The organism is Streptomyces vastus (assembly GCF_039532825.1).
Lineage (GTDB): Bacteria > Actinomycetota > Actinomycetes > Streptomycetales > Streptomycetaceae > Streptomyces > Streptomyces vastus.
The window spans coordinates 40,851-52,455 of sequence record NZ_BAAASJ010000099.1 but is presented as its reverse complement, the minus strand read 5'-3'; the positions used below and the strand labels follow the sequence as shown (position 1 = coordinate 52,455).

Here is an 11,605-nt window from a genome sequence, read left to right as displayed (position 1 = left end):
CTCAGTAGGCAGCACTGACCGTGTGGCTGCCGTCGCAGTGGTCCATGACCGTTACTGGGAGCGGGAGCTGCGCAGCGCGGTGTTCTACGGGGCGCTGCTCTTCGGGGCGCTGGTGCTGCTCGACTGGGGGCTCGTGGGGCTCACCGCGACGCGCGCCGTGCTGTGGGCCGCACTCGCCGTGCTGCTCCTGATCATCCTGACGCCCCCACGGGTCACCGCGGAGAACGGTGGACTCGACGCACGCGGGCTCCTGTCCCACCACCACGTGCGCACCGACTGTCTGGTGGCTGTGCGGATGTCCGAAGGGGTCGCCCAGCGGCTGGTCCTGAGCGATGCGTCCGGTGGACGGCTGGTTCTGGACCCGCGTGTCCTGGTCGCCAACCCGCTGCTGTGGCACGAGCTGGATCAGGGTGCGCGCCGGTCCCTGGAACAGGGGACGCTGCGGTCCGGCATGCCGGTGCTGGAGCGGCTGAGGGTGCGGATCGACGGCGAGGCATGGCGCGGAATCCTTCGGGGCTCCGGCATGGAATAGCCCGTACGCGCCGAGGGGGCGCGCCCGGTCACGCGGTAGTCACCTCACGTGGTACTCAACGCCCCTGCGGCGCCCAGGAGTTCATGGAGCAGATGCGAGGCGGTGATCACGCCCAGCAGATGCGTGCCTCCTTGCCCCCGCCCGCCCGGCCCGGCCTGGGTCTTCTCCGCCACCGCCACCAGAGGGCTGCGTACCTGTGCCATCAGCGCCGCCACCTCCAGCGCGGTGTCGTCCGGGTCGGCGATCGGCGGCGGGGCCGCCTTGCTGGACAGGCAGTCCCCGACGCGGCGGCCGGCCAGCGCCTGGCAGAGCCGGTCGGCGTGCTTTTCGTCGACAACCGAGGCGAGCGTCGGGTCCTCGATCACGTAGGCCGGCACCAGCACCTTGATCATCTGGGAGGCGGGAAGGATCGCCTTCGGCTCGCCCCGCTCGTCGAGCACCAGCAGACCGGGCAGCTTGTGCTCGGCCATCAGCCGGGCCGCCTCCAAGGCGTCACTGTCGACGCTCACCGTTTCGTATCCGACTGCCAGGTCACGAGCTCGCACGACCGGCTCCTCATCTGCTGGAAATGGTCCTGTACACAGCGTCGTACGTATTCGGGACGCGGGCCAGGCCATTGACACGAAACATACGCGGCGATCCCTCACTGAACGCGGACAGCGTCACTCCGATCGCCAACCGTGACCGTCATGCGCCCCGCTCTACCAGTACGACGGCCTCTCCCCGATCTCGCCGAAGGGGAGCCCGAACCCGTACTTCGCCTTCCGCCGCACGCCGGACGCGGCCGAACGCGCCACCCGCACCGTCGAGCAGCATCCCACCGCGCTCCAGGGCGGCACGCTGCCCGGCATGCGTCCCGGCGGAAGCCGCCTGCGCCCGCTGGCCGAAGCCCAGCGCGACGTCGACCTGCTGCACGCCCGCATCATGGTCGACTACAGCCGCACCCACCGGCGGCGCGGCCTGGTCGCGCTCATGATCCTCCCGCTCGCCATGCTCATCCCGCTCTCCCGGACAGGCTTCACGCTCACCGCCCTGCTGGTCTGCGCCGCCGTCTGGCTGCTCTTCGCCGCCCTGTGGGCACTTGGCCTGTTCCTCGCCCGGCGTCGCCTCACGAAGTACGGGCGCATCCTGACCGCGGCCGGGATCGACTGGCCCCCGGCTCGAGCGTGTACGTGACTGCCGGGATCGGGAAGACGCCCAGGGCGTGCGAGATCGACCGCTTCTGGCGCCGCATTCAACCGTTCTTCCTGAACGTCCGTCAGGCGAGGGCGAAGTAGCGCAGCCACACGTAGCCGACGGAGAGTCCGACAGTGACGATGGTGACGACGAGTCCGTACTTGGTGAACTGCCAGAAGGAGATGGGCTGTCGGTTGCGTTCGGCGATGCCGAGGACGACCACGTTCGCGGAGGCGCCGATGGCGGTGGCGTTGCCGCCGAGGTCGGCGCCGATGGCCAGGGCCCACCACATGACGTGGGTGCCCGACCCGCCCATCGACTGCACGAGGTCGCTGGTGATCGGGGCCATGGTGGCGACGTAGGGGATGTTGTCGACGATGCCGGACAGCACGGCCGACGCACTCAGCAGCAGCATCGAGCCGCCGAGTTCGTTGTCGCCGATGGCGTCGGCGAGGGCCTTGGAGACCTCACCGATGACGCCGGTCTCGATCAGCCCGCCGATCATGATGAACAGGCCGGCGAAGAAGGCCAGGGTGGGCCACTCGACCTCGCCGAGGACCTCGCCCGTCTCCACGGCGGAGACGGCGACGAGCAGACCCGCGCCGAGCAGCGCGACCACGCTGGGCTCGTAGTGCAGGACCGGGTGCAGCACGAAACCGACGACGACCAAGGCGAGCACGACGAGCCCCTGGACGAGCAGACGAGGGTCGTGGATGGCTTCGCGCTCCTCCAGCGACATGACCTCCTCGGCGCGCGCCTCGTCATAGACGAAGGACTTGCGGAACATGAAGCGGCACAGCGCGACGAGCACCACGATCAGGATCGCGGACAGCGGGGCGAGATGGACCAGGAAGTCGTTGAAAGTGAGCCCGGCCCGGCTGGCGATGATGATGTTCGGCGGGTCGCCGACCAGCGTCGCCATACCGCCGATGTTCGAGGCCAGCACCTCGGCGATCAGGAAGGGCGCAGCCGGCAGGGACAGCCGCTCGCACACCAGCAGCGTGACCGGCGCGATGAGCAGGACCGTGGTGACGTTGTCGAGCAGCGCCGAGGCCACGGCGGTGATGACGATCAGCATCACCATGACCCGGAAGGGTTTGGCCTTGGCCCGTTTCACGGACCAGATCGCCAGGTATTCGAACATGCCGGTCTTCTTCAGCACGCCGACGATCATCATCATGCCCAGGAGCAGGAAGATGACGTTCCAGTCGACCCCGCTGTGCTCGGAGAAGAAGGCGGACTTGTCGTCGGTCGCCCCGATCGCCAGCATCAGCGCGGCGCCGCCGAGGGCTGCCCCCACACGATGGATCTTTTCGCTGATGATCAGGCCGTACGTCGCCACGAAAACGACGATTGCCGCCCAGCTCTGCCAGCCGTTCACGATCCTCCAATGAGTCGTTCCATGAGTCGGGCGGCCGTGACGGCGCCCACCAACTGGGTACGGTCGCCATCGCGTTCCACGACGGCTACGAGCGGGCTGTGTGCGCGGGCCATGAGGGCGGCGATCTGCAGGACACCCGCGTCCGGCCCGACGACCGGCGTCCAGAAACGGCGCCGCGGCAGCCATTCGGCAACCGTGAGTCCGGCCATCTTCTCCGGCACGTCGTCGAGGTGCCGGTCGTCGAGCACTGCGGCGAGCGGCGGGTCCGCCAGCGCGTACTCGGGCAGCAGCTGCCCGATGAGCTGGGAGCCGGGCACGATGGCGTACGGCTGTTCGTCGGTGTCGACGACCAGCAGTGCGGGCAGTTGGTGTTCGGCCAGCAGCAGAGCCGCGGTGGTGGCGTCGTCGTCGGTGGACACGAACGGGTAGGGCTCGGCAATTTCACGCGCCGACATGGCCGGCCTCCTTCTTGGTACGTGCGGTGTCCTCGTCGTGGCGGGCACCGGGCACACCGGCCAGTTCGTCGACATGGAACAGGCGGGCGATCGGCACGTCGGTGCTGCTGTGCGCGACGATCGAGAAGGCGATGCAGACGGCGATGAGCGTGAACGCCTCCTCGCCCTGCGGTATCTCCGCCTGAAGTACCAGCAGCCCGTACACCACCGAGGCGAAGCCCTTCGGCCCGAACCAGGCGGCGACCAGCTTCTCGCGCCGGTCGAACCGGGTGCCCAGCAGCGAGAGCAGCAGCGACGCCGGCCGGATCAGCACGATGGCCAGGACGACGACGACGTAACCGCCCACCGACAGGTCCCCGAAGAGCTGCGGGGTGAGCAGCGCACCGAACACCAGCAGTGCCGCGAACTTCGCCAGCTCGGCCAGTGCCTCGCCGAGCGGTTCGAAGGCCGCCTTCGCCTCCGGGGAGCGGGCGGTGAGGACGGCTCCCGCGGAGAACGCCGCGAGGTAGGGGTTGGCATGGGTGAGGTGGCACGTGGCGTACAGGATCACGCCGATCGCCAGCGGCAGCAGCGGTTGCAGCTTGGGCTCGGCGCCCAGCAGCCGGAAGCGTACGAGGCCGATCACGGCCAGCGGCAGCACGACGCCGAAGACCAGGCCGAGGACCAGTTCCAGCGCGATCTTCCCGAGTGACGCCTCGGCGTGCCCGGCCGTGGGTCCGGCCGCGGCGATGAAGATGAGGACGACCGGCAGGGCGAGACCGTCGTTGATGCCGCTCTCCACGTTCAGCAACTGCCGCAGTTTCGCCGGGACTTCCTTACGGCCCACTATGGCCGAGGCGAACACCGGGTCGGTCGGTGCCAGGACGGCGCCGACCAGGAAGGAGGTCGTCCAGTCCAGGCCCACCAGGAAGTGCGTGATCAGCGCCATGCCGATGAACGCGAGCGGCATGCCGAGCCCGAGGGCGCGGGCCGGGTTCTTCCAGTTGGCGCGAAGGGTCGGGAAGGAGACGTGCATGCCATCGGTGAACAGCACCGCGAACAGCGCCAGATCGGCCGTAACAGACACGATGTCGCTGTCCGGAGTGATGTGGATCAGGCCGAGGAAACCGTCGCTGACCAGGGCACCGCCGACAAGAAACAGGAAGGAGGTGGACAGCACGGTCCGGGCCGCCAAGCCCGACAACAGCACCGCGATGAGCAGCGCCACCCCGAAGACCACGACAAGCACCATGAGCCCGACCCCGATCGACGAAGAGAGTTATCTCAAGACCGCCGACCAGGCTTCCCGGCACACCGAAGGGAACCCTACACGTTCCTTATGCGGCACTGACAGGTCCTCTGCGTGCACTGGAGCGGCCCGAAGATTGCCGGATTCCGGCATGGTCAGATGCCTTCGGATCTTCCTGCCCAGTACTTCACCACCCAGGGATTCCTGCTCGCGTGGTGTCCGGAAGCCGCGGCAGTGCTCCGGACGGGTGCGCCGACCGCATGGACCGACCGCATGGACCGACCGCATGGGCCCGACCGCATGGAAAGATCCACCTCACTGGTGGCGCCGTCGTTGTCCGACAGGGCACGGGGCAGGCCGATCTTGCGCAGGACCGACTGAGCCCGGTCGTCGGCATGTGTGAAGACCCAGTCAGAGCCTTCGCCCATGTGTCGCCATGCTCTACGCGCTTGCGGCAATCCGGCAACGGTCTCGCCCCCGACGGGTCGCGTGCCCTGGCGCATGCGCTAGAAAGGCGTCAGCGGTGCACAACGGATCCGGGGGCGTACATGGCGGGGCGAGACGTATCCGAGGAGTACCAGGAGTACCTGGCCGGGTACGCCCGCATCCTCGCTGACGCCTCCGAGACCGGCCGTCGCCTGACCCGGGAGGAACTCGACTCGCGCCGTGTCCTGGGCGAGCAGGCGGCGGAGGCCGGTCTCGGGCTGCGTGCCCTGGTCGGTGCCCACATGGCCGCCACCCGGACCGGCCGGCCGACCGCGAACGGTGCATCCATGGACAGCGTGCTGGCCGCCGCGGCACAGGCCATCGACGCGTTCGCCGAGGGCTATGAACGAGCCCAGCGTCTGGCCGTACGCCAAGAAGAAGCCGCCCGCCGCGAGTTCATCGACGACCTGCTGTACGGCCGCAGCGACCTGGGCCGACTGGCTCAGCGCGCGGAACGCTACGGACTGCGGCTGTCCTCCGCGCACGCGGTCGCCGTGGCGCGCGGCAAGGCCGCGTACGACGAGGGAGACCCGGTCCCCAGGGAGGTGGAGCGTGCGCTGATCGGCCGGTTCAGTGACCACAGCATCCTGCTCACCACCAAGGACGGCCGACTCGTCTGTATCGCACCCGGCGACCAGGACGAGGTCGTCACCTACTTCGCCAAGCAGGCGTTCGCCGCCACCGACGAGGGGCAGGTGGCGATCGGCCGCCCACAGCCCGGCGCGGCCGGTGTCGTCCAGTCGTACGAGGAGGCGCTGAACGCCCTCGGCCTTGCCGAACGCCTGGAACTCGACGCGCCCATCCTGCGAGCCGCCGACCTCCTCGTCTATCCCGTCCTCACCCGCGACCGGCAGGCCATGGCCGACCTGGTGCAGAGCGCCCTCGGCCCGCTCACCGCGGCCCGCGGCGGCGCCCAGTCGCTCCTCGACACCCTCACCGCGTACTTCGACTCCGGCTGCGTGGCCGCGGAGGCGGCCCGGCGGCTGTCACTGAGCGTGCGCGCCTTCACCTACCGCCTGGATCGCATCCACAAGCTCACCGGCGCGAACCCGACCGACCCGGTGCACCGCTACACCCTGCAGACCGCGGTGATCGGGGCCCGGCTCCTGGACTGGCCGGCGAAGTCGTTCTGAGAGGTGCAGGTCCGCCCGCGGCAGTGTGAGGGCTCGCAGAGAATCGACCCGTTGACTCCCGCGATTCAGCTCGTTGGTGTGGTATGCGCATCTCCAAGTCGATCTGCTACCAACTCGCCGTGAAATCTGAGGTGCAGCGATGTACGTTCTGCCTGGCCCTGGCTTCCCCGTCCTGTCCATCGGCCTCGCCGCACTCACCACAGGGCTCGTCATGATCGCTGCCACCCCCCGCGGCTGACCCGACCCCGGACACCACAGGAGCTCCTGCACCCATGACCTGGCAGTGGATCGGCCTCGTCTTCTTCTCCCTCACTCTGCTGCCGACAGGGCTGGCCATGGTCACCGGCCACGTGCCGGAGCGTCTGCGTCCCCGGCTCGCCCCGGTGCGGCTGCGCGGCTGGGCCGTCCTGGCCCTGTACGCCGCCGCTCCCCTCAACGCGATCCCGCGTCTGGCCGGCGCCTCACCGGCGATCATCATGGCCGCTACCGTCACCGCGGGCGTCGTGGCTGCGACCGGATGCCTGGTCACGGTCATTGCTGCGCACCGGACGGCGAGCGCCGCGTCGTGACCGGTGCACCTCGCTGGTGCCGCGAGATCAGGTCGGGCGCCTGATCTTTAAGGAGCGCGGGATCAGACCTTCAGCGGACCACCCGTATTCCCTGACCAGAACATTCCGTCGGTTTCCCACAGACGAAGCCCCGCAGGGCTTGGACCTGCGGGGCTTTCGCGTTGTCCGGGGGCGGGGCTGGGCGGTCCGGGCCGTCTCGGGTTCGGCTCGGGTCGTGCCGGGGCGTCTCGGGTGAGGACAATCACAGGGGAGGGCGGGGTGTTTTCCACGGGCGCGGAGTTGTCCACAGGGACTCACGCGGTTCGGCGCCCGGCGGTACCGTCGTGGCAAGTTGATGTTCGTACACGGGGGAGGCGGTCCAAGTGAGCGAGAGCGGTGGCGCGGTGGCAGCGCGGGCTGAGCAGGCGGGACAGACCAGGGTTGCCGGGGTTCGCGGGTTCGCGCAGTGGCCCGCTCAGGGGTCCCCCAAGGAAGAGGGCAAGGCGCTGCGGGATCGGGTGCCGCGGGCCGCACACGCCGCCCAGGGCGGGAACGGTGACCGGCCTGGCGCCGTGACCGCCGTCGAGGAGTCCAACCGCGGCCGCATCCCCGAGCTCACGGCGATACGGGTCGGCAGGATGGCGGCCACCCCCTTCGCCTTCCTGCGCGGCTCCGCCGGACTCATGGCGTACGACCTGGCGCGTACGCCCATGACAGGCATCGGTGCGCAGATCTGCGGGGACGCGCACGCGGCGAACTTCGGCCTCTACGCGGACGCGCGCGGCGGCCTCGTCATCGACCTGAACGACTTCGACGAGACGGTGCACGGGCCCTGGGAATGGGACCTCAAACGGCTCGCGACCTCGCTGGTCCTCGCGGGCCGGGAGGCGGGAGCGGACGAGGACACCTGCCGCAAAGCGGCGCACTACGCGACCGGCTCGTACCGGCGCACCATGCGGCTGCTCGCCAAACTCCCGGCCCTGGACGCCTGGAATGCCATCGCGGACGAGGAACTGGTCTCGCACACCGACGCCCACGACCTGCTGGGCACCCTGGAGCGGGTCTCGGAGAAGGCGCGGGCCAACACCAGCGGCCGCTTCGCCGCGAAGTCGACGGAGCCGGTCGAGGGCGGCGGGCGGCGCTTCGTCGACGCACCGCCGGTGCTGCGGCGCATACCCGACGCGGAGGCAGCCGCGGTGGCGACGTCACTGGAGCAGTACCTGGCCACGCTCTCCGAGGACCGCCTCCCGCTCCTCGCGCGATACGCGGTGCACGACGTCGCTTTCCGCGTGGTCGGCACGGGAAGCGTGGGCCTGCGCTCGTACGTGGTGCTCCTGCTGGACCACCGTGGCGAACCTCTCGTCCTCCAGGTGAAGGAGACCCGCCCCTCCGTCCTGCTGCCGCACCTGAGGACGGCGGGCCTGACGGTGCCGGAGGTCGAGCACGAGGGCCGCCGTGTCGTCCTCGGCCAGAAGCGCATGCAGGTAGTGAGTGACATCCTGCTCGGCTGGACCTCCGTCGACGGGCGGCCTTTCCAGGTACGTCAGTTCCGCAACCGCAAGGGAAGCGTCGACCCTGCGGCCCTCGCCGCCGACCAGATCGACGACTACGCCCGCATGACAGGCGCCCTGCTGGCCCGCGCCCACGCCCACAGCGCCGATCCCCGACTGATCGCGGGCTACTGCGGCAAGAGCGAGGAACTGGACGAGGCGATCGCCTCCTTCTCGGTGGCCTACGCGGACCGCACCGAGGCGGACCATGCGGAGCTGGTGGGGGCTGTGAAGGCGGGGAGGGTTGTGGGGGAGTTGGGAGTTTGAGTGGGCCGTCGGCTCGTAACCTAGGCTGGGTGGGTGATGACGCCGGAAGCTGAGCAGTCCCAGTCCGAGCCGCCTGTTGAGGAGGGGGCTGCGGCGCCGTCGGCGGATGAGGATCCGCCGGCCGGGGACGAGGCATCTGCCGGTGGGGATTCCGCCGGCGAGGATGCCACGAGCGGGGATTCCGCCGACGAGGATTCCGTCGGCGCGGGTGACCGTGAGGAGCAGGCGCGGCCCGAGGAGCGACTGGAGCGGGCCGTGCGTGCGGCTGAGCAGGCGTTGATCGAGTACGAGATCGCTGTGGAGACCTTCCGCGTCGAGGTCGAGAACTTCTCCCGATTGCACCACCAGAGGCTCGGGCCGATGTACGCGCGGCTCGACGAACTGGAAGCGCAGATCGCCGAGGCCCGGGCCGCCCGCACCGGCGACCCGGAGGACATGCGCAAGGCGCATGAGGCGCGGGCGAGGGTCATGCCGATGCCGGGGGTCGAGGAGCTGTTCCACGGCTGGCTCGACTCGGACGGGCTGTCCCCGGAGGCCTCGGCCATGCTGACCGAGCAGCCGGTACGGCCACCGCAGCGCGTGCGCCCGAGCGACGAGGCCCGCAAGCTCTACCGCGAACTGGTCCGCAAGGCGCACCCCGATCTGGCGCAGGACGACGCCGAGCGCCGGCGGCGCGACGAGTTCATCGCCCGGGTCAACGCCGCGTACGCCCGCGGGGACGAGGCCCTGCTCCAGGAGCTGTCCGTGGAGTGGGCCGCCGGGCCCGTACCCGAGGAATGGCGCCCGAGCCGCGCCGAGGAGCTCTACGCCCGCCTCGAATGGCTCGCCGAGCGCAAGGAACTGCTCAGCCTGGTGGCCCGTGACCTGGAGGAGAGCGCGATCGGCGCGATGCTCAAGCTCGCCCCGGACGACCCCGACCGGTTGCTGGAGGAGATCGCCGAGCAGCTGCTGACGCAGGTGAGTGAGCGCGAGGCGGAGCTGGCGGGGTTGCTCGGCTAGCTTCACCGGGCTGCCGGTTGGCTTCACCCGGGGCGCGGCTCCCCGTGAGGCACCCCGGCCGCGGGTGGTGGGCGGGTCGGGTAGCGTCGGGTGCATGCATTTCGGAGCTGGTGTGCCCACGGTCGAGGTCGGGGATCTCGCGGACGGAGTCTTTCTGCTGGACGTCCGGGAGGACGACGAGTGGCAGGCAGGTCACGCGGCAGGGGCGCTGCACATCCCCATCAGTGAATTCGTGGCGCGTTACGGCGAGTTGACCGAGGCGGCGCCACAGGACGGCAGGATCCATGTGATCTGCCGCTCGGGCAGTCGCTCCGCGCAGGTCGCGATGTACCTCGTCCAGCAGGGCATCGACGCGGTGAACGTCGACGGCGGTATGCAGATCTGGGCCGCCACCGGCCGCCCCGTCGTAGACGACAAGGGCCAGCCGGGCTTCGTCCTCTAGCGAGACATACCGCACGCGCCCGCGAGGCGTCACGCATGGAGCCCAGTGAGGCGCCCGGTCTCAGCGACTTCGGCGACCATGGGCTGCCCTCCCGCCGCTCACCCCAGCGCATGCGCCGCCAGCAGATCGCCCAGCGTCTCCTCATGGGCTGCCGCCGGGCCGAGGGAGAGCTCCAGGTGCTTGGCCCAGGCGTGGTAGCGGTGCAGTGGGTAGTCGGTGTCGGCGCCGAAGCCTCCGTGCAGATGCTGCGCGGTCTGCACGACGCGTCGTACGCCCTCGGAGGCCCAGACCTTGGCCACGGCGATGTCACCGGACGCGGGCAGCGCCCTGCCCGCCCCCGTGCTGATCCGCCAGGCGGCCTGCCAGAGGGTCGCCTCCATCGCGCGCAGGTCGATATAGCGGTCGGCGGCCTGCACGGCCACCGCCTGGAACGTGGCGACCGGGAATCCGAACTGCTCCCGTTTGCTGGTGTATTCACTCGTCATCCCGAGGACACGCTCGCCCAGGCCGAGCGCCAGCGCACACGTTCCGGTGGCGAGCAGATCCCGTAGCGATTCCCAGGCGCCGTCGGTGTCGATGACGTCGCGGGTGGCGAGACGTACGGAGTCCAGCCGGAGTTCGCCGAGCCGCTCACCCGTCGTGGAGACCTGCTCGGCGGGCGCGGCGCCTTCGTGGCCGCGCGGTACGAGGGCGAGCACGGCACGGCCCGAACCGGTGCTCAGCGCGGGTACGACGACAAAATCCGCGTTGTGGACCCAGGGCACTGCAGTCTGCACCCCGTCCAGCACCCACACGTCGCCCTCCCGGCGTGCGGTGACGGCCTGTTCGGCACCGTCGTGTCCGGTACGGCCGTTCGCGGCGACGGTCAGCACCACCTCGCCCCGCCCGGCCCGCGCCAACAGGTCCGCCTTCAACTCCTCACCGCCATACGTCTGCACGGCCAGCGCCGCCGCACAGCTCTCCAGCAGCGGCACCCGCGCGAGCACCTTCGCCGACTCGCGCAGCACCAGGCACAGCGCGATGGCGTCCAGACCCGCCCCGCCGTATCGCGCGTCGAGCAGCAGGCTCAGCAGGTCGGCCTCGGCGAGCCTGGCCCACAGCGCCCGGTCGAAGTCGTCCGCGACGGCGCCCGCAGTGAGCGCGGGTGAGGGCACCCCGTCCGGTGCGACCCCGGCGAACACCGCCTTCGCCGCCTCCACGGCCGCCTGCTGTTCCTCGCTGAAGCTGAAGTCCACAGCCTGTCCTCCCACGTACCTGATCCATCGGACGGAGCTGATGGACCGACGATGGATCTGACGGAGCGTCAAGGTAGAACAGGTTCTACGAAAAGGGAACGGCGCGACAACAAGGGAGTCACCGGCGAGCACAGCTCACCACGGCCGAAGCTCACCGGGACGAAGCGCACGGG

Annotated in this window: 12 protein-coding genes; 7 read left to right on the top strand and 5 right to left on the bottom strand. The window is 69.9% G+C overall.

The genetic code is table 11. The features are described 5' to 3' along the window. Positions 1 to 22 precede the first annotated feature (22 nt). A complete protein-coding gene (locus ABD357_RS31780; protein WP_344394483.1) occupies positions 23 to 532 on the top strand; it encodes a hypothetical protein in 510 nt (169 codons plus the stop codon). A gap of 44 nt (positions 533 to 576) precedes the next feature. Here ABD357_RS31780 and ABD357_RS31775 read toward each other — a convergent pair whose 3' ends face one another. After that, complete coding sequence (locus ABD357_RS31775; protein WP_344394482.1) at positions 577 to 1,077, bottom strand: CBS domain-containing protein; 501 nt, start codon at positions 1,075 to 1,077, stop codon at positions 577 to 579. A gap of 304 nt (positions 1,078 to 1,381) precedes the next feature. On the opposite strand from ABD357_RS31775, the gene ABD357_RS31770 reads away from it, so the two are divergent. Continuing rightward, positions 1,382 to 1,708, top strand: a complete 327-nt coding sequence (locus ABD357_RS31770; RefSeq protein ID WP_344394481.1) for a hypothetical protein — start codon at positions 1,382 to 1,384, stop codon at positions 1,706 to 1,708. A gap of 82 nt (positions 1,709 to 1,790) precedes the next feature. Here ABD357_RS31770 and ABD357_RS31765 read toward each other — a convergent pair whose 3' ends face one another. The 3 genes from ABD357_RS31765 to ABD357_RS31755 are packed head-to-tail and all read right to left on the bottom strand — an operon-like array spanning position 1,791 to position 4,775. Next, on the bottom strand, positions 1,791 to 3,089 hold the full coding sequence (locus tag ABD357_RS31765; RefSeq protein ID WP_344394480.1) for an ArsB/NhaD family transporter: 1,299 nt from the start codon (positions 3,087 to 3,089) through the stop codon (positions 1,791 to 1,793). Further along, positions 3,086 to 3,544, bottom strand: coding sequence for a CBS domain-containing protein (locus ABD357_RS31760; protein WP_344394479.1), 459 nt, complete (start codon positions 3,542 to 3,544; stop codon positions 3,086 to 3,088). The genes ABD357_RS31765 and ABD357_RS31760 overlap by 4 nt, the downstream gene beginning before the upstream one ends. After that, a complete protein-coding gene (locus ABD357_RS31755; protein WP_344394478.1) occupies positions 3,531 to 4,775 on the bottom strand; it encodes a cation:proton antiporter in 1,245 nt (414 codons plus the stop codon). Before ABD357_RS31755 ends, ABD357_RS31760 begins: the two co-directional genes overlap by 14 nt. Positions 4,776 to 5,320: 545 nt before the next feature. On the opposite strand from ABD357_RS31755, the gene ABD357_RS31750 reads away from it, so the two are divergent. The 5 genes from ABD357_RS31750 (at position 5,321) to ABD357_RS31730 (ending at position 10,197) form a co-directional block, all read left to right on the top strand. Then, complete coding sequence (locus ABD357_RS31750; RefSeq protein WP_344394477.1) at positions 5,321 to 6,391, top strand: PucR family transcriptional regulator; 1,071 nt, start codon at positions 5,321 to 5,323, stop codon at positions 6,389 to 6,391. Between the two features lie 272 nt (positions 6,392 to 6,663). Continuing rightward, the gene (locus tag ABD357_RS31745; protein WP_344394476.1) at positions 6,664 to 6,960 is read left to right on the top strand and encodes a hypothetical protein; all 297 of its coding nucleotides are present in this window, start codon (positions 6,664 to 6,666) and stop codon (positions 6,958 to 6,960) included. Between the two features lie 362 nt (positions 6,961 to 7,322). Then, the gene (locus ABD357_RS31740) at positions 7,323 to 8,756 is read left to right on the top strand and encodes a DUF2252 domain-containing protein (RefSeq protein ID WP_425585090.1); all 1,434 of its coding nucleotides are present in this window, start codon (positions 7,323 to 7,325) and stop codon (positions 8,754 to 8,756) included. A gap of 33 nt (positions 8,757 to 8,789) precedes the next feature. Next, entirely contained in the window at positions 8,790 to 9,755 is a 966-nt protein-coding gene (locus ABD357_RS31735; RefSeq protein WP_344394475.1) for a J domain-containing protein, read from the top strand. Between the two features lie 112 nt (positions 9,756 to 9,867). Then, positions 9,868 to 10,197 (top strand): rhodanese-like domain-containing protein, encoded by a 330-nt coding sequence (locus tag ABD357_RS31730; RefSeq protein WP_344394692.1) that lies wholly within the window; start codon positions 9,868 to 9,870, stop codon positions 10,195 to 10,197. A 98-nt stretch (positions 10,198 to 10,295) separates the two neighbouring features. Here ABD357_RS31730 and ABD357_RS31725 read toward each other — a convergent pair whose 3' ends face one another. Continuing rightward, positions 10,296 to 11,432 (bottom strand): acyl-CoA dehydrogenase family protein, encoded by a 1,137-nt coding sequence (locus tag ABD357_RS31725; RefSeq protein ID WP_344394690.1) that lies wholly within the window; start codon positions 11,430 to 11,432, stop codon positions 10,296 to 10,298. Positions 11,433 to 11,605: the final 173 nt, after the last annotated feature.

Coding starts and splice junctions, on each gene's coding strand:
- ABD357_RS31770 (WP_344394481.1), top strand. CDS start 1,382: ATGCGTCCCGGCGGAAGCCGCCTGCGCCCGCTGGCCGAAGCCCAGCGC.
- ABD357_RS31760 (WP_344394479.1), bottom strand. CDS start 3,544: ATGTCGGCGCGTGAAATTGCCGAGCCCTACCCGTTCGTGTCCACCGAC.
- ABD357_RS31755 (WP_344394478.1), bottom strand. CDS start 4,775: ATGGTGCTTGTCGTGGTCTTCGGGGTGGCGCTGCTCATCGCGGTGCTG.
- ABD357_RS31750 (WP_344394477.1), top strand. CDS start 5,321: ATGGCGGGGCGAGACGTATCCGAGGAGTACCAGGAGTACCTGGCCGGG.
- ABD357_RS31745 (WP_344394476.1), top strand. CDS start 6,664: ATGACCTGGCAGTGGATCGGCCTCGTCTTCTTCTCCCTCACTCTGCTG.